This is a genomic window from Providencia sp. PROV182, assembly GCF_028480325.1.
Classification (GTDB): Bacteria; Pseudomonadota; Gammaproteobacteria; order Enterobacterales; family Enterobacteriaceae; genus Providencia; species Providencia hangzhouensis.
On sequence record NZ_JAMPOL010000029.1, the window covers coordinates 51753 to 70810 of the forward strand.

General features: G+C 41.9%; 15 protein-coding genes. 12 read left to right on the top strand and 3 right to left on the bottom strand.

Annotation, left to right across the window (positions count from 1 at the left end; all coding sequences use genetic code 11):
• Nucleotides 1-115: 115 nt before the first annotated feature.
• On the bottom strand, nt 116-4780 hold the full coding sequence (locus tag PR834_RS19075; protein ID WP_272536865.1) for a tetratricopeptide repeat protein: 4665 nt from the start codon (nt 4778-4780) through the stop codon (nt 116-118).
• A gap of 355 nt (nt 4781-5135) precedes the next feature.
• Complete coding sequence (locus PR834_RS19080) at nt 5136-6056, bottom strand: DMT family transporter (protein WP_110591925.1); 921 nt, start codon at nt 6054-6056, stop codon at nt 5136-5138.
• Between the two features lie 101 nt (nt 6057-6157).
• Here PR834_RS19080 and PR834_RS19085 point away from each other — a divergent pair, with 101 nt between their 5' ends.
• The 12 genes from PR834_RS19085 to PR834_RS19140 all read left to right on the top strand — a co-directional run bounded on the left by PR834_RS19085 (nt 6158) and on the right by PR834_RS19140 (nt 17940).
• Nucleotides 6158-6970, top strand: a complete 813-nt coding sequence (locus tag PR834_RS19085; RefSeq protein ID WP_112307563.1) for a helix-turn-helix transcriptional regulator — start codon at nt 6158-6160, stop codon at nt 6968-6970.
• Between the two features lie 86 nt (nt 6971-7056).
• The gene (gene pdxB / locus PR834_RS19090; RefSeq protein WP_110591924.1) at nt 7057-8193 is read left to right on the top strand and encodes a 4-phosphoerythronate dehydrogenase PdxB; all 1137 of its coding nucleotides are present in this window, start codon (nt 7057-7059) and stop codon (nt 8191-8193) included.
• Nucleotides 8194-8268: 75 nt separating this feature from the next.
• A complete protein-coding gene (locus PR834_RS19095) occupies nt 8269-9279 on the top strand; it encodes an aspartate-semialdehyde dehydrogenase (protein WP_096864927.1) in 1011 nt (336 codons plus the stop codon).
• A complete protein-coding gene (truA, locus tag PR834_RS19100; protein ID WP_272536866.1) occupies nt 9279-10094 on the top strand; it encodes a tRNA pseudouridine(38-40) synthase TruA in 816 nt (271 codons plus the stop codon). Before PR834_RS19095 ends, truA begins: the two co-directional genes overlap by 1 nt.
• A 65-nt stretch (nt 10095-10159) precedes the next feature.
• Complete coding sequence (locus tag PR834_RS19105) at nt 10160-10846, top strand: DedA family protein (protein WP_094962679.1); 687 nt, start codon at nt 10160-10162, stop codon at nt 10844-10846.
• 117 nt (nt 10847-10963) lie between these two features.
• Complete coding sequence (accD, locus tag PR834_RS19110) at nt 10964-11935, top strand: acetyl-CoA carboxylase, carboxyltransferase subunit beta (protein ID WP_004257287.1); 972 nt, start codon at nt 10964-10966, stop codon at nt 11933-11935.
• Entirely contained in the window at nt 11925-13214 is a 1290-nt protein-coding gene (gene folC, locus PR834_RS19115; protein WP_164565178.1) for a bifunctional tetrahydrofolate synthase/dihydrofolate synthase, read from the top strand. Before accD ends, folC begins: the two co-directional genes overlap by 11 nt.
• Nucleotides 13215-13219: 5 nt before the next feature.
• Nucleotides 13220-13861 (top strand): cell division protein DedD, encoded by a 642-nt coding sequence (dedD, locus tag PR834_RS19120; protein WP_036957975.1) that lies wholly within the window; start codon nt 13220-13222, stop codon nt 13859-13861.
• Nucleotides 13862-14040: 179 nt separating this feature from the next.
• Nucleotides 14041-14544, top strand: a complete 504-nt coding sequence (gene cvpA, locus PR834_RS19125; protein ID WP_004257304.1) for a colicin V production protein — start codon at nt 14041-14043, stop codon at nt 14542-14544.
• A 14-nt stretch (nt 14545-14558) separates the two neighbouring features.
• Nucleotides 14559-16076, top strand: coding sequence for an amidophosphoribosyltransferase (purF, locus tag PR834_RS19130; protein ID WP_004257307.1), 1518 nt, complete (start codon nt 14559-14561; stop codon nt 16074-16076).
• A 292-nt stretch (nt 16077-16368) separates the two neighbouring features.
• Nucleotides 16369-17193 (top strand): YwqG family protein, encoded by an 825-nt coding sequence (locus PR834_RS19135; protein WP_272536867.1) that lies wholly within the window; start codon nt 16369-16371, stop codon nt 17191-17193.
• A 174-nt stretch (nt 17194-17367) separates the two neighbouring features.
• Nucleotides 17368-17940: a UbiX family flavin prenyltransferase gene (locus PR834_RS19140; protein ID WP_136135026.1), complete on the top strand. Its 573-nt coding sequence runs from the start codon at nt 17368-17370 to the stop codon at nt 17938-17940.
• Nucleotides 17941-17943: 3 nt separating this feature from the next.
• Here PR834_RS19140 and PR834_RS19145 read toward each other — a convergent pair whose 3' ends face one another.
• Complete coding sequence (locus PR834_RS19145) at nt 17944-18855, bottom strand: TIGR01777 family oxidoreductase (RefSeq protein WP_094962708.1); 912 nt, start codon at nt 18853-18855, stop codon at nt 17944-17946.
• Nucleotides 18856-19058: the final 203 nt, after the last annotated feature.

Genomic DNA, 19058 nt, shown 5'->3' on the forward strand with positions numbered 1-19058 from the left:
TGAAATTTTTAGCAATCTCATAAGTGGAGGGAATGATATTGTTTTATTTAGATATAAAAATGATAATTGTAGATAGGTTAAGGCGCTAAAGGAAGTTAGCGCCTTTATAATTCAATTATTGGTTAATTAGACTAAAATCCCACTCTTTTAGTGCGTTAATTGAGTCTTTGTCTTGGTATTTTGCGCCAAGTTCAAGGTAATCATGGGCTTTTTGGATATCGTCTTTACTTTTGGTACCGACCCAGCCGTTATAATACATATAAGCAAGTTTGTATTTTGCCATCGCATGGTGAGTACCTTGTTCGAGGTCTGTCATATCGTAATATTTTGCTGCGCGGACATAATCTTTTGGCACACCTTGGCCAAAATAGAGCATATCCCCGGCTAAATGAGCGGTGTTACTGTCATTTTGTTGTGCGCCTAAATTAAAATAATAAAGCGCTTTCGGGAAGTCTTTTTCTATGCCGCGCTCATTATCTTTACGATAAAGATTACCTAAAATATTATAAGCGCGAGGATAGCCATTTTTCCCTGCTAATTCATAATAATAGATCATCTTTTGGGTATCTTCAGGCACTCGTTCACCACGTGCATAAGCGATACCTAATGAGAAGGCTGACATTTTGTCGCCTGCCTCAGCTTCGATGCGCTGCTTTTCAATTTGCTCGGCGAAACGACCATATTTCTCATAGGCTTTTTCATCGGCAACTTGTTTTTCAATTGCTTGTTTATCTTGGGCTGAAAGTGTATCCATTAGCTCAATAGAACTTGGTTTTTTATCAAGTTGTAATGCATAGTAATAGGCTTGCTTGGCATCGCCTTTTTCTACATAAGCCTGATAAATTGCATCAAGTGCGTGAGTTGGGTGGTAATTTAACGAAATTTGATACCATTCGATGGCTTTGTTAATATTTTTATCAATATCACAATCGCCTTTTAAATAGAGGGTTCCCATCTCTTTGGAAAGACTTTCTGGATAATGAATATAGTGTTTGTCGGTATTTTTCTGGAAATTGCTTTTTTCAATCCATTCCTTCAAATACCGGCTTGCTTTATCCATATCCACATTATCGCTGTTTCCACAATATTGGCCAGGATAGTAGATTTGATAGAGTTTCTCCGTTGCGGCTAAATCACCTTTATCGTAAGCTTGTTGTAAATAAGTTAAGGCTTTAGCGTTATCACTATTTACGTAATAGTAATACAGATTAATTAAAGCTTTGGTACGAGTGTTTTCTTCACTTAGCAGCAGCGCTAAATATTTTTGTTCGTCTTTAGGGCGATTAAGCTCTCTTTTTTTATCTTTAATTCCATCTCGATACAAATCCACCAATGCATCGAAGGCATTATTAGAAACCTTATCATCAGCTGATTTCATACCCTCTTGTAGATATTGAATGGCTAAATCATATTCAGGAGAGCCAGAGAGAATTTTGTTATCATATAAATACGTTCTGGCTAGTTGAACTTTAGAGAACAAATCACCTTTTGCTGCACCTTCAACGTAATTCTGGCGTTTTTCTTGGTTATCCTTAGTAACCGAATCAAGCGGCTGATATGCGGCTAAGTTGCCCGCTTCAATACTTTTCTTATACCAATCTTGCGCCGCGAGATCTCTACCGCGTGAACTATACCAATCCCCGAGTTTAATATAAGCAGAGGTATCGCCTTTTTTGGCAGGAACAACGAGAGTTTCATAGACTTCAATATAATCATCAACCCGTTTTGGATTCGAATGTTTACGTAAATAAACGATGGCCTCATCCCAGTCAGGTTCCATTACCCAAGCGTTTTTTTCTTCATTTAGCACGCCCATATATCGCATCTCACTATAGAGAGCGATTGCGTGGTCATTACCTTCATCACTAGCTTGTTTCAGGTATTTAGCCGCTTCAAGGCGATCTTCTTTGACACCTTGGCCATAGAAATAAGCTCGACCCACTTTGTATTTTGCTGAAGGACTTTCATTGAGCATTTTCATGCCAATGTCATAATCATCCATATATTTGATGAATTCATTGCCCCAGCTTCCTGCTTTAAGGTAATACTCACGTGCTTTTTGTCGATTAGGCTCAACAAGCTGGCTGCCATTTAAATACTGATGTGCCAGTTTACGGGTATAGTCTTTACTGCCAATCGCTGCTAATTGGTCGTAATAACCTAGGATTTTTGCTTTATTTGCATTGAGATATTGATCCTGTTGGTAATAATCAATGAGTTCTTCAAGTGCACTTTCTTGATTGAATTTTGCACTTTTCTCTAAATATTCAAGCCACTTTTTCTGGTCGACTTTTTGCCCATAATTACCATATTTGTAAGCATTGGCGAGCGTACGTAACGCATCAGGGTCATTCTGTTTCGCTTTTAGTTGAATATTGGCAAATGAAGCTTTGGCTTTTTCAATTTCTCTTTTACGTGATTTTAAAAAGCTAAAATCAGGGTCAGAAATCTGATTGTAATAGAAAAGGGCGGTATCATAATTGGCATCTTCGCCGTAGTTACCTTCTTGATATATTTCCCCTAATTCATATAAGCAGCGGTTATTTTTGAGTGCCGCACATTTTTTATATTGAGGAACTAAATCTTTTGCGGTAAGCCCAGTAATTTGCTGGAAGCGAGATTTGTAATACGCCTTATCATTGTGATAAGTAACGCCATCAAGGTTTTGCGCAATATATAAATAAGCAGATGCACTACCCAATTCTGCAGCTTTTAAAATATAATCGTACAATGGTTTTATTTCAGCATCACTTAAGGTATCAACATTAGTTAATTGAGTGAGCTTGTTTATCCCATATAAATAGGTGATATCAGCATCTTTATTAATCAGTGGTTCAATTAATTTCTGAGCCTCAGTATGGTTTTCATATAAAGCCATTTTGACTAATAACGCTTTTGTGTCAGCGCGATTTAAACCTGTTTTTAATAAAATATCTTTAGCGATTTGTAACTGACTTGGAAGTAATTCGGCTTGTGCTTGAGGTGAATGGAGCACATTGACTATCAGGTTAGCTATTTTATTGGTTTCTGTTGGCCGGTATTTTAATAATGCAGCAGCATAATAAACCTGGCTATTATAATTTTGTTTGATTGATTTTTCATATAAATCAAAGGCCTGATCACTATTTTTCTCTGCATCTTCTTTTAGTAAATAGTCAGCATACAAATAAGCTAAGGCGTAATTTTCGCGTTTAATGACATCGTTTTTGAGGATATCGACAATCGTTTTTTCATCGATAAGTGCTTTAATATCATAGCGATAATATACTTGAACTAATAAGCGATCGGCTGTTGATGGGTAATCGTTTTCATTAAGGTTGTCGATGAGTAATTTAGCGGCTTTCTGCACATCCTGCTTAGTACCAAAAGCATTAATATAATAACGCGCTAATTGCATCTGAGCATCATAAGTGGGGTCTATGCGATTTGCTTTTTCTAAAGCAGCGAAGGCTTTTTCTGGCGAAAATAATGGGCTACCTTTAGCACTATAAACTTCACTTGCTACCACTAAAGCATCTGCGGAGTTCGGGTATTTTTCCATTAAAATAGGAGTGTATTTGGCGACAATACCACTCAGTTTTTTGTTTGGAAAATCGTAACTGGAGATTGCTCTCTCGTTGATGGTAACAAGTGCGTTTAAGTCGCCAAGATCTGCGGCAGCGGTGAGATATTTTTCAGCTAAAGCGTCATTTCGCTTAACATCGCTAAATGTACGGCCAGAATACACGTTATAGGCTTGATACATCGCGGGAGGGTATTGGCCATCAGCGGCATCAGTTAAATCCTGAATACGGTCGGTGTCAGCTTTGTAATTTAAATATAATGCCTTAGGGTGTTTAGCTTCCACAAGCGGTCGCAGGTAAACCATCGCACGGTTTTTATTTCTCCGCACGCCATCGCCAGTCATATATTTTTGGTACAAAGCATAGATGGCGTTCTCATCACCACGGCTCGCCCGTTCTTCTAAATCAGTGATGACTTTTTGTTTTTCTTCTTCTGTTTGTGAACCATACAATGATAAAGCCCCTGGCTCTAATTCACTTGCGTCAGAAATGTATTCTAATGCAGAGGAAAAAGAGAGGCGTTCATATTTTTTGGCTAACAGCGGATTTGGTGGTACGCCGTTACCACCTTCTTCATATATCGACGCGAGTAACATCGCGGGTAAGGGAAAGTCGTTGCTGACAAGCGGTGTTAATATTTCAACGGCTTTCTTACTGTCATTTTCAAAGTCATGAGCGATATAGCCCAAAGCAAATTTTGCCAGTTTTGAACCTTGTTCAGAAGCCAACGTAAAATATTGGCGAGAAAGTTCGATATTTTGTGGAACTTGTTCGTATTTATCAGCTAAATAAATACCCCCAACCATTTCTTGTGCTTCTTTAACACCGAGGTCAGCCGCTTTAGTTAAAGAAGTTAAACCGTTTTCATCAGTAGAAGTGTCTTCTATTAGGTGTTTATAACGGAAAAAGCCAAGGTTATATAACGCATTTTTATTGTTAGCTTCCGCCGCTTTAATTAGCCAGTTTTGGGCTGCCACATCATCGGTTTTTGTGCCAATACCCTCTTTATACATCATGGCTAAGGCAAAAGCGGATTGTGAGTCTTTATCTGCGTTTTTTTGGAATTGTTCAAATGCAGCTTGAGATTCACCTTGTTGATATAAGTCGTAGCCTAATTGTGAGGGAGAGGATGAGTTGGTGGTATTGACGAAATAAATGCCAATGGCTACAGCAATTATTATCAATATGAACAACCCAACTTTGAACGGCTTAGTCATTGTCATTCCTTATTATGGTGGTTACTTGCCACGATCCATTTAGGTTTATCGCATTATCACGGCTTATTGAGTGGAGTTAATACTCCTAAAGGGGTATTTGATTTTGCTTAAGTCTAATTGGAATTCCAGAAGATTCAATCGGATTATCCTCTATCTGAAAAACGGTAATTCGATAAATCATATCAATGGTGGGCGAATTAAAGGTGATTTGAGAGGGATTTAAAATGTCACAAAGTATTAATGGTAAGGAATATGAAGGGAAATAAACGAAGGGACGGCGAGGATTTCAAACATAGCCCCACAAAGTGGGGCATATGAGTGACGACATTGCATTTATTGCTTTTGTAATTCTATTCTACTGGCAAGAATCTTCTTGAACCACCTTTTTTTCACGGCGGAATAATTCTGTCAGTGGTGTACGTAATTGTTGCGCTAACATTACCCCGAGTAATACCACACCACCACCGATTAAATGGTAGCTTTTAAGTTCTTCACCCAAGGCGAAAATAGCGATAATGGCAGTGAAAACGGGAGCTAGGTTCATAAAAATAGAGGTTGTATTCGCACCAAGGCGCATAACACCTTGGATCCACAATGCCGGAGCAACAATGGAGGCGGCAATCCCCGCAAATACCACTAAACCGATATTTTGGCTGTTCAGAGAGACATCTTCAGCTAGCAAGAAATTAGGGAGTAGCATGATAACGCCAAAGAAAACCTGAACGTATAGCGAGTCCCAGCTAGATAATTGGATTGACCAACGCTTAGTCAGTACACCGTACAGGGCGTATGCAGCGGACGCAACCAACATCATGGCTTCCCCTTGGCCTAAGCCTTGAGAAAATAACGCACTTGGGCTTCCTTGGCTCACTAACCAGACTAATCCACATAATGAAAGAATTGAGCCTAATACAATCCCCACAGTAGGAATAACGCGCAGCACAAAGATACTAATAATTACTGTTAGTAATGGGATCATTGAATTCATGATTCCCATAAAGGTCGCACTTACACTGTGAGCCGCATAATAAGCTAAACTTTGGTATAGCATCATCCCTAACGCGCCTAAAATGGCGAGTTGCCACCAATGTTTCATAACCGTTTTAAAGTTTCGGAGCACCGAACGTAATACGAAAGGGGTCATGACTAGAAATGCCAACGCCCAACGGTAAAATGAGATTGCCGCAGGGTCAATGGCAGTGGATGCCGCTTTGTTAACAATGGCATTAATTGACCATAATAAAACCGCAATCAGCGGAAAAAGAAGATTCTTCATTAAAACATTCTCCCATATTGAATGGGCGCTAGTATACATCTGTCCGATTTTTTATATATACTGATAACCAGACAACCGATAACGCTTTTCAGACAGGAACCATGGAAAACTTAAAATCAGACATTTGGCAAATCAGTGAATGTAATATCGTAGAGCCTGAATTGGTGGCTTTTCGGCACGAGCAAACCGCGGCCCTCACTGAGTATAAATCCCATTCACACCCTTTTGGGCAAATGCTGTATGTGGTCTGTGGCATTATGGAAATGGAGGTGGCTGGTCAACATTATCTAGCGCCGCCAGAGTTTTGCATTTGGATCCCAGCGAACATTCCCCATGCTAGCTTTAATAAAGAAAGTGTCAAATTTCGGATCATCGATTTTTCTCATGAATATAACCAAGTGCTTGCCCAGCGGCCTTGTGTGATTAAGCTTAGCCCTATATTTCAATCAATTATGACGGATATGTACCAACGCGGTATTGTTCAGCCTGAAACAGAGCAAGACTTACGTTTGGCTCATGTGCTGATTGACCAATTTCCATTGTCCCCTTGCCAAGATACTTATTTGCCTATTTCAAAAGACAAATTTCTTGCCCCAATCTTATTAGAGTTACAAAGCGACCCAGCCGATAACACGACGTTAGCACAATGGGCAAAACGCTATTATACATCGGAACGCACGTTATCAAGACGCTGCCAGCAAGAATTAGGTATGTCGTTTAGTGAATGGCGTCAACGCTTGCGATACTTACATGCTGTTGCCGGGTTAGAAAAGGGGAAAAGTGTCCATGAAGTCGCATTGGATGTTGGGTATAGCTCGGCATCCGCCTTTATTGCGATGTTCCAGCAGATATCAGGTGTCACACCAGACCGTTTTCGAGCGAAAGAATTTGACGTAGAAGGCAACCTCTCATAGGCATCTGGCTTAAACCGTGGCAAAATATTGTTCCACTTATCTATATAACGACACAATACAAAAAAGTTATTGATTGGGACAACAGCGTGAAAATTTTAGTCGATGAGAATATGCCATATGCTCAAACTTTATTTAGCGAGCTTGGTGAAGTGAAAGCAGTACCGGGACGTCCTATACCAGAACAAGAATTAATTGATGCAGATGCATTAATGGTGCGTTCTATCACTAAGGTTAATGAATCACTGCTTGGTAATACGCCAGTTAAATTCGTTGGAACCGCGACAGCCGGTTTTGACCATATTGATACCGAGTGGTTATCGGCGGCAAATATTGGTTTTTCATCAGCGCCGGGTTGTAATGCGATAGCGGTTGTTGAATATGTTATTTCTTCACTATTATTACTAGCGGAACGTGATAACTTCGATTTGCGTGATAAAACAGTAGGGATCATAGGTGTCGGTAATGTCGGAGGGCGTTTAGCTGCAAGGTTATCGGCTTGGGGAGTCAAAACATTACTCTGCGATCCGCCACGTGCAGCCAAGGGGGATGACGAGTCATTCGTTTCTTTTGATGATATCCTTGAGCACGCTGATGTCATTACCTTTCATACTCCGCTGAATATGTCAGGGGAATATAAAACTTTCCATTTAATGGATGAAACGCATTTAGAAAAATTGCGCGATGGTACCATTTTAATTAACGCAAGTCGGGGTGAGGTAGTTGATAATAAAGCCCTATTATCCGTGCTTAACCGCGGAAAAAAACTGAGCGTTATCTTAGATGTGTGGGAGCCAGAGCCTGATTTAGATACGGCACTTTTAGCATTAGTGGATATTGGCACGCCGCATATTGCAGGCTATACGCTAGAAGGTAAAGCCCGAGGAACGACGCAAGTTTATGAAGCTTACTGCCAGTTTCTCGGCAAATCGTCACAAGTTTCTCTTTCATCATTACTGCCTAAGCCAGATATCAATCAATTGACTTTCAATGGTAAATTAACGCAAAACCAGCTCAAAAGGTTAGTACATCTCGTGTATGATGTGCGCCGAGATGATGCAGTGTTAAGAGCCGTTGCAGGGGTAAAAGGTGAATTTGATAAGCTGCGCAAAAATTATCAAGAGCGTCGTGAATGGTCATCCCTTGAAATTATTTGTGATGATGAACAAACGGCATCAAAACTCAATGAGCTTGGTTTTACAGCAAGTTTAGTTTGCACAAAATAGATTAGTTAAAATGAACACCTGATTAAATAACACCAATTGGTGTTATTTAATTTTTTATTTTTTAGAGGAATAGCCATGACTGAAGGTTGGAATATTGCAGTATTAGGCGCAACCGGTGCTGTAGGTGAAGCTATTATTTCACTGTTACAAGAAAGAGAATTCCCAGTCGGCGAATTATATTTACTTGCCAGTGAGCGTAGTGCAGGGGAGAGCGTACGCTTTAATGGTAAAAGTATTCAAGTTGAAAATGTGACCGACTTTGATTGGTCACAGGCACAAATTGCCTTTTTTGCAGCCAATGAAGGTGTCAGCCTACAATATGCCGAATTAGCGGCACAAGAAGGGTGCATTGTCATCGATACGAGTGGCGTATTTGCTCAAGAACCGGATGTGCCACTGGTTGTTCCGAATGTGAATCCGCAAGTCTTAGCCGATTACCGCAACCGTAATATTATTTCATTGGCGGACAGCTCTGTGAGTCAATTATTAACGGCAATTAAACCGCTGGTGGATGCGGCAGGGGTGGGGCGTATTACTTTAACAAATATGTTGTCGGTTTCTAGTTATGGTAAAGCCGCCGTAGACGAGCTGGCAGGGCAAAGTGCGCGTTTATTAAATGGTATCCCTGCGGAAGAAGGCCGTTTTAGTAAGCAATTAGCGTTCAATATGTTGCCATTACTGGCGGATATGGAAGGCAGTGTCGTTCACGAACGTCGTTTGGTTGAGCAAGTGCGTAAGGTGCTGCAAGATGATGGCTTACCAGTGGCGGTGAGTTTTATTCAATCTCCTGTTTTTTATGGGAATGCGCAAGTCGTTCATTTAGAAACTTTGCGCCCAATGAGTGCAGAAGAAGCGAACGAAGAACTTGAACGTTTTGAAGATATTCAGGTCTCAGAAGAGGGTGATTATCCTACACAGGTGACTGAAGCGTCAGGTAATGACCAATTAAGCATTGGTTGTGTACGTAATGACTATGGTATACCTGAAATTTTACAATTTTGGTCAGTGGCTGATAACGTGCGTTTCGGTGGGGCACTGATGGCGGTAGAAACAGCAGAAAAACTGGCTCAGGAGCTGTTTTACTAATGTCTGAGCCTACACAGTTGTATCGAATCGCATTAGGTATTGAATACAACGGCAGTCGTTATTTTGGTTGGCAGCGTCAGCAAGAAGTGAAAAGTGTTCAAGGTTGTTTAGAAGAAGCCTTGTCAAAAATTGCAGCGGAGCCAATTAGCGTGTTTTGCGCAGGGCGCACAGATGCAGGCGTTCATGCTACAGGGCAAGTGGTGCATTTCGAAACCTCTGCCATCCGCAAAGAAGCGGCTTGGACTATGGGGGCGAATACGCATTTGCCCTCTGATATTGCTGTCCGCTGGTGTAAACCGGTGGCCGAGGAGTTTCATGCACGCTTTAGTGCAACAGCGCGTCGATATCGCTACGTGATTTTTAATCACCGTTATCGGCCAGCAATTTTATCGAGTGGCGTAACGCACTTTCATTATCCACTCGATGAAAAAAGAATGCATGAAGCGGCACAGGCGCTATTGGGTGAGCGTGATTTTACCTCATTCAGAGCAGTCCAGTGTCAGTCGAAGTCGCCATGGCGTAATGTGATGCATGTGAATGTCAGTCGCCACGGTCATTATGTGGTGGTAGATATCAAAGCCAATGCGTTTGTTCACCATATGGTGAGAAATATTGTCGGAAGTCTGTTGGAGATTGGTTGTGGCAATCAAAACATTGATTGGATGGCGCATCTTCTTGAGTTAAAAGACCGTACCAAGGCAGCTGCAACCGCAAAAGCGGAAGGGTTGTATTTAGTGAGTGTCGATTACCCAGATAAATTTGAGTTACCTCAGAATGTGATGGGGCCGCTTTTTCTGGCAGATGAACTGATGTAAAGCGAATTTTTATTTATCTCATAATTTTTGTAAATAGCATGGATGCTATTATCAATGAGGATTTTATGGAATTTATCACTTTTATTATCGACTTTATTTTACACATCGATGTCCATCTTGCTGAACTGGTCAGAGATTATGGTACATGGGTCTATGGTATCCTATTTCTGATCCTATTTTGTGAAACAGGGTTAGTGGTCACACCATTTTTACCTGGAGATTCGTTATTATTCGTTGCGGGTGCGATTTCGTCATTAGACAGTAATGACCTGAATGTCCATTTAATGGTCGCTTTAATGATTACGGCAGCGATTATTGGTGATGCTGTAAACTACGCAATTGGGCGTATTTTTGGTGAGAAATTATTCAGAAATCCAGACTCGAAGATTTTTCGTCGTGTTTATTTAGATAAAACTCATGCTTTTTATGAAAAACATGGCGGTAAAGCGATTATACTGGCACGCTTTGTGCCGATAGTCAGAACTTTTGCACCATTCGTTGCAGGAATGGGGAAAATGTCTTATCGTCACTTTGCTTTTTATAATGTGACGGGCGCGTTTATTTGGGTATTATTATTCACTTATGCGGGTTATTTCTTTGGTGAATTACCGTTCGTACAAAAGAATTTGAAATTACTGATAGTCGCGATTATCTTTGTTTCAATTCTTCCGGGTGTTGTTGAAATTATTCGTCATCGTCGAATAGCTGCGAAAGAAAAGCGTGCGGCAGCGCAAAAAATCGATAACCACTAAGCGGTTTAGTAAGGTGGTTTAACAAGTTTTTATCTACAGTGAGATATCATTGTGGTTTAATGGCAAAAAATTACATACTGGTGATAACCAGAGTGAATCAGACAAAAAGGTCCATTAATGAGCTGGATTGAAAAAATTTTAAAGAAAGGTAACTTGACCCAATCACACAAAGCCAATATCCCTGAAGGGGTTTGGACCAAATGCGATAGCTGCGGGCAAGTATTATATGGTGCTGAATTAGAGCGTAATTTATCCGTGTGTCCAAAATGTGACCACCATATGCGAATTCACGCACGTCAGCGCTTAGAAACCTTCCTTGATGAAAACTCAACAACGGAATTGGGCAGTGAACTTGAGCCAAAAGATATTCTTAAGTTCAAAGATTCAAAAAAATATAAAGACCGTATTGCTGCTGCGCAAAAAGAAACAGGTGAAAAAGACGCGATCATCGTGATGAAAGGCACGTTGAAAGGTATGCCTGTGGTGGCTGCGGCGTTTGAGTTCGCTTTTATGGGCGGTTCAATGGCCTCTGTTGTTGGCGCGCGTTTCGTGCGTGCAGTGGAGCAAGCTCTGGAAGATAACTGCCCGTTGGTTTGTTTCTCTTCAAGTGGCGGTGCGCGTATGCAAGAAGCGCTGTTATCATTGATGCAGATGGCAAAAACCAGTGCAGCTTTGGCAAAATTGCAAGAACGTGGTTTACCTTACATCTCTGTATTGACCGACCCAACCATGGGTGGGGTGTCTGCAAGTTTAGCGATGTTAGGGGATATTAATGTGGCAGAGCCGAAAGCATTAATTGGTTTCGCAGGGCCACGTGTTATCGAACAAACTGTTCGCGAAAAGTTACCGCAAGGTTTCCAACGCAGTGAATTCTTACTTGAGAAAGGCGCGATTGATATGATAGTTCGCCGCCCTGAGATGCGTGATCGCTTAGCTGAAGTGTTAGCGATGTTAACCAATAAACCAAGCTTTAATGACACGCCTATCATCGTAGCGGAAACGGTTGAAATCGACATTAACGCCGTTGATGAACTTGATGCCCAAGAGCCAAAAAAGGATTCTGAAAAGCATAAAAAAGATGATGAGTAATCTAATCATTCCTAATGCCAAGTCTCCATTGGAGGCTTGGCTTTCTTATCTCACCGACTTACATAGTCAAAATATTGATATGGGGTTGGAGCGAGTCGGTCAAGTTGCTAGGAAAATGAACCTAACGCAACCTGCACCTAAAGTTATCACTGTCACTGGGACCAACGGAAAAGGGACAACTTGCCATACGCTAGAGTCTATTTTTATGGCATCTGGGTTAAAAGTTGGGGTTTACAGTTCACCGCACCTTATTCGTTATACCGAACGCGTTCGTATTCAAGGCCAAGAGCTCCCTGAGTCTGATTTCTGTGAAGCATTTGCCACAATTGAAGCACAACGTGCAGATATTTCTCTCACCTATTTTGAATACGGCACCTTGGCGGCGTTACAATTATTTAAGCAAGCTAAACTCGATATTGTGATTTTAGAAGTCGGTTTAGGCGGTCGGTTAGATGCGACCAATGTCGTTGATGCGGATATTGCGGCGATCACCAGTATTGCCTTAGACCATACAGATTGGTTAGGTGCAGACCGTGAACATATTGGTTATGAAAAAGCCGGTATTTTCCGCAAAAATCACTATGGAGTGGTCGGTGAACCGGACATGCCAGCTTCAATTGCCCAAGTGGCTGAGCAGCTAGGTACACAGCTATTTCGCCGTGGTACGGATTGGCAATACAGTGAGCAAGCAAATAGCTGGTCATGGAAAAGTTCACAGCGTGAATGGCATGATTTACCGTTACCCAATGTACCTTTAGCGAATGCAGCAACAGCGCTGGGTGTGGTGAGTTGCTTATTGGAAATTGATGCTGATATTGCCCAAAAAGTGACTGAGTCCGCTATTCATCAAGGTTTGAAATCTGCTCAATTACCGGGGCGCTTCCAAATTATTGGTGAAAAACCGTTAATGATATTGGATGTAGCGCATAACCCCCATGCCGCAGGGTACTTAGTCAGTAAATTAGTGGCCTTACCGGAAACTAAAAACCGTCGCATTCTCGCGGTGGTAGGGATGCTAGGCGATAAAGATATCAAAGGGACGCTTGAGTGTTTATCACAACAAGTCACCGACTGGTACCTTGCGCCATTAACTGAGTTTAGGGGAGCAGATGTGGCCCAACTTAGTCAATATTTACCCACAGCTAACCAGTTTGAAAGCGTAGAAAAAGCGTGGCAGCAAGCTTGCGTCGATGCTAATGAGCAAGATGTGATTGTGGTGTGCGGGTCATTTCATACCGTCGCTCACGTTATGATGTTATTGGAAAATCAAGAAGGATAGTGCCGGTGGCTAGTAAATTTCAGAATCGACTTGCTGGCGCCATTGTGCTTGTTGCAGTGGGGGTCATTGTGCTTCCTGCTCTGCTTGATGGCGATAAGAAATACAATGAAAATGAATTTGCGGCCATTCCTATTATCCCTAAACCAGGTGATGAAGAAGACATTGAGGCAATAGCGCCTATTGTAAGTACGACAACAACAGCTTCTTCAGAAGGGGCTTCTGAAGCCATGTTATCAGAAGCGATTACGCAGCAGCAAAACGAACAGGTTGAAACACGGCCATCGACGACAACTCCCGCACCAAGCGTAGTTGAACCCACAAAGCCAGAACCGAAGCCTGAGCCTAAAGTTGAGCCGAAGCCACAACCGAAACCTGAACCTAAGCCCGAGCCGAAATCTCAGCCACAAGGCAAAGCATTTGTGGTGCAAGTCATCGCATTGAACAATGCGAGTAAAGTTGAGGAGATAGTCGCACAGCTCAGGTTGTCTGGTTACCAAGTTTATACTGTTCCTGCAAAACCAGTGAATAATAAACTCACGCGGATTTACGTAGGGCCTGAGGCCTCAAGGCAAAGGCTAGAAGCGGCTTTACCAGAACTGAATAGGATTACGGGAACAAAAGGGATAATTCAAAGCTATAAACCTTAAAATAGAATTTAAATAATCCCTAAAAGGTAAGGGGATTTAGTAACTTACTGCGGCGATTATGATTTTTTCTTTTCGCCGCTATTTTTTTTAATTTGATAGAAAAATGGTTACGCAAACGTTTTCGTTTTCTGTTAGAATGCACTTCGCTGATGTCGCGAGTGCGAATTTTGGAATGGAATATGGTCTGGATAGATTACACAATTATCGCCATTATTGGCTTCTCGGCATTAGTTAGCTTGATCCGTGGGTTTGTACGAGAGGCGCTCTCACTGGTTACATGGGGCTGTGCTTTTTTTGTTGCAAGTACGTTTTATCCTTATTTAGCTGACTATTTTACTCGCTTTGAGGATGTGCTGGTTAGAAATGGCATTGCTATCGCCGCACTGTTTATTGCCACTTTGATTGTTGGCGCAGTCGTAAACTATGTGATTAGCTCATTAGTACAAAAAACGGGGTTGTCAGGCACAGATCGTGTTCTGGGGATCTGCTTCGGTGCGTTGCGTGGTGTATTGATTGTTTCGGCATTGCTGTTTTTTCTCGATACCTTTACACCATTACCTCAAAGTGAGGACTGGCAGCGTTCGGAACTTATTCCGCAGTTCAGTCATATAATCAGGTGGTTTTTTGACTACCTGCAAAATGCGTCAAGTTTCCTACCGGAGAACATTTCTCCGTCTGGCTGATGAGGAAAGACTAAATGTGCGGTATTGTCGGTATCGCCGGTGTTACACCGGTAAACCAATCAATTTATGATGCTCTCACGGTGCTTCAACATCGTGGGCAAGATGCAGCAGGTATTGCCACTATTGATGGCAAAAACAACATTCGTTTACGCAAAGCAAATGGCCTTGTTAAAGATGTGTTTGAAACACGTCATATGCTGAGATTACAGGGCTGCATGGGGTTAGGGCACGTCCGTTACCCAACGGCAGGTAGCTCAAGTGCTTCCGAGGCGCAACCTTTCTACGTAAACTCACCTTTTGGTATTACACTTGCGCATAATGGTAATCTGACAAACGCTCATGAACTCACTCGGAGTTTATTTGAAACAGCGCGCCGCCATGTTAACACCACTTCTGATTCTGAAATATTACTGAACGTATTAGCCCATGAGCTGGACAGGTTTGATCATTTCCCTCTCGAGCCAGACAATGTTTTCAGTGCTGTGTCCGCGATGCACAAAAAATTACGCGGTGCGTATGCTTGTGTGGCATTAATTATTGGCCATGGCATGTTAGCCTTCCGTGATCCTCACGGTATTCGTCCGTTAGTATTAGGGCGCCGCATTACTGAAAGTGGTGAACATGAATATATGGTCGCTTCTGAAAGTGTTGCGCTTGATACTTTAGGTTTCGAGTTTTTACGCGATGTGGCGCCTGGCGAAGCGGTATATGTGACAGAAAAAGGCCAATTATTTACACGCCAATGTTCTGATAACCCACAATTAACCCCATGTATTTTTGAGTATGTCTATTTTGCTCGCCAAGACTCTTTTATTGATAAAGTGTCTGTGTATAACGCAAGGTTACGTATGGGGCAAAAACTGGGAGCTAAAATTGCTCGCGAATGGGAAGACTTAAACATCGATGTGGTAATTCCTATTCCAGAAACATCGTGTGATATTGCTTTAGAAATCGCGCATATTCTTGATAAACCATACCGCCAAGGTTTTGTTAAAAACCGTTATGTTGGCCGTACATTTATCATGCCTGGTCAGCAAGAACGTCGTAAATCGGTGCGCCGTAAGCTTAATGCGAACCGTGCGGAGTTTCGTGATAAAAACGTCTTACTTATTGACGACTCCATTGTACGCGGAACAACATCGGAGCAAATTGTTGAGCTTGCGCGTGAAGCCGGAGCAAAAAATGTTTACTTTGCCTCAGCGGCACCCGAAGTGCGTTTCCCAAACGTATATGGCATTGATATGCCAAATGCAAATGAATTGATTGCACACGGGCGCGAAGTGGATGAAATTCGCAAACTTATCGGCGCAGATGGGCTAATTTTCCAAGATTTAACGGATTTAGTCGACGCGGTGCGTGAAGAAAACCCTGAAATTACAGAATTTGAGTGTTCCGTGTTTGATGGCATTTATGTGACCAAAGATATCGACCAAAGTTATTTAGACTACCTAGAAAACTTACGAAAAGACGATGAGTTAAAGTTGAAGGATCAGAGTGAGGTTGAAGACCTAGAGATTTATAACGAAGGCTAAATTTTCGTCAATTTTCGTCATAGTTTGGGCTACAGCGTTGTTGGCTTCACAAATTCGCCCTAGTCACGTAGTTTTCTACGCTCCTAGGGTCTCTTTGCTAGCCGCCTAGCTGTAACCCTAACTATATAGAAAATCCACAGTGATTCTGATTTTTCCCATCTTTAATCTGTAGCCTAAAATATCAAGAAAACTATGACGTCAAATGAAGGTCTAAGTTACAGTTATATCTGATTTAAAATACGTAAAAATCGAGTAAGCTAGAGGGACATTAACTGCCTATTTGGAGCGATATATGGCTGATTTCAACTCCCTCCCTGATGTGATTAAACCTTTCGCAGATAAAATCAAAGCCACTAAAAAACCGCTTGTTGAAATGACGTTAACCCCTATTGAAGACTATGTTTTATGGGATAGTCGTGTTGGGGGAATGCCGTATTTGCCACTAAATGAAAAATACCCGACGAATAGCGAAGGAACGCCACTCAAGTTACTTGCCCAAATTAATTTTGCACAAATGCCTAAATTAGAAAATTACCCTGAAAAGGGGATTTTACAGTTTTTTATTGGTGGTGATGATTTATATGGGGCTGATTTTGAGCAGCGACAAAAACAAGAAGATTTCCGTATTATTTATTGGGAAGAGGTTATTGAAGATACTCAGCAATTAACCCAAGATTTTTCTGCGGTGATTGCTGCCCATTCTGATGACTACTATACCCCCATAGACCATCAATACAGTATTGAATATACGCCTGCGGAGCAGTACATCAGCATCGATGATTTCCAATTTGGCCAGAAAATATTAGGGGTCGACAACCTCTATGATTATGAAGAGCAATTTGAAGGGGAAGATTTTTACGATGAATGGGTTGAGCCCTACAGTGATACGTTTGAATCAGGGGCACACTGCATCGGCGGCTATCCGTTTTTCACTCAAACCGACCCAAGAGAATACGAAGAAAATATTCAACAATATGAATTGCTTCTACAAATAAATACCGATTATGAAATAGGGATCATGTGGGGAGATATGGGAGTCGGTAATTTCTTTATTCACCCAGATGACCTGAAAAAACGTGATTTTAGTCGTGTGGTGTATAATTGGGATTGCGGCTGACCCAGAAATCCTTTTTGCCTTTTAACCTGTAGCGTTGTTGGCTACAGGCTAAAATAATGAGTGAGTTATTAGTCGCCTATTTAATTAATTTTAATGCTTTCTTTGCATCTGCAACCGTGGCGTATTTCGTATATAATGCTCAATTATCGTTTGCTAGGGTGGTTAGGTAGGGAAATGAAGAAACTTATCATTGGGTTAACTGGCGCGAGTGGGGCTATTTATGGTGTCCGCTTGCTTGAAGTGTTGAAACCGCTCAAAGGTGTAGAAACCCATTTGGTGATGAGTGCGGCCGCCCGTCAAACATTAGCACTTGAAACAACTTACACGGTGAAAGACGTTCAACAGTTAGCCGACCATAACTATGACAGTCGTGATATTGCTGCAGCGATTTCTTCCGGTTCGTTCCGTACTGCTGGGATGGTGATCATGCCCTGCACCATGAAAACGTTATCAGGTATTGTTCACAGTTATACTGATACGTTGGTCACTAGGGCGGCGGACGTAGTGCTTAAAGAAGGTAAAAAATTGGTGTTAGGTGTACGCGAAACGCCATTGCACGTCGGCCATTTACGTTTGATGGTGCAAGCGGCGGAGATGGGAGCCGTGATTATGCCTCCCATGCCTGCGTTTTATCACCAGCCTGAAACTATTCAAGATATTATTGACCAAACAGTTAATCGTATCCTTGATCAGTTTGATATCGAACTGGAACAAGACCTATTTCATCGTTGGCAGGGGGGGAAATAACCCTTACTCATCAGTATGTGGAATAAGTAAGTCAGTTAGCGCTTCTTTTAACTCGATATGTTCAAATTGAAAGCCTGCCTCTTCTAACCGTTTGGGGATCGCCTGTTGGCCACCCAATACCAGCGCTGCGGATTCCCCCATGATGGCCTTAATCACAAAAGCGGGCGTTCGTACAAATGAAGGGCGATTAATAACTTCACCTAACGTGGCGGAAAATAGGTCATTATGGACTGGATAAGGTGAGGTCATATTAAAGGGGCCAGAAAGCGTTGGGTTATCTAATAAAAAACAAATTGCACGAACCATATCGTTGATATGTATCCACGGCATGTATTGTTTCCCGTCACCAATTGGCCCACCTGCACCCATTTTAAAAATAGGGAGAATTTTGGCAAGTAAACCGCCATTCGCTGATAACACAAGGCCAGTGCGTAATAAACAAACGCGAGTTTTTTCTGACTGTGCATTAGCGGCTAAAGCTTCCCAATGCTGTGTGAGCTGGTGAGTAAATTCATCATGGGGCTGTTCGTCTTCGGTAACGACCGATTGGCCCTGATTGCCATAATAGCCGACAGCAGAGCCCGATAAAAATACCCGGGGAGGGGTTTCACTGGCTGTGATTAACTCACTAAGCTGCTGAGTTAACTTCCAACGGCTATCACACAGTAACTTTTTTTGTTCCTCTGTCCAGCGCTTATCAGCAATAGGTTCGCCTGCTAGGTTAATAACAGCATCGAAGTCATTTAAGTGGGTTTTACCATTGAGAGACGTCCAGCACTCAACAGCCTTGCAAAACTGGCTATAAACTTTTTGTGGAGAGCGGCTTAATACAGTAACCTGATGCTCAAGAGAAATCAGTTTTTGGATTAGTGGTGTTCCGATTAGCCCGGTGCCGCCTGTTATGAGTATCTTCATCGCCATCCCCGTCATATTTCAAACCGCAGCGTTGTTGCTTACGTTCTGTCACCTTAGTCACATACTTGTGTATGCTCCTAAGGCTGCCATCTCTTGGCGCCTAGCTGCAATTTGAACTATTTAGGGGATATCCCTGAGATCAGTAACAAACTACAGCGTTATGATTTAACTATAGCATTTGTGAACACAATTTGTATGATTTG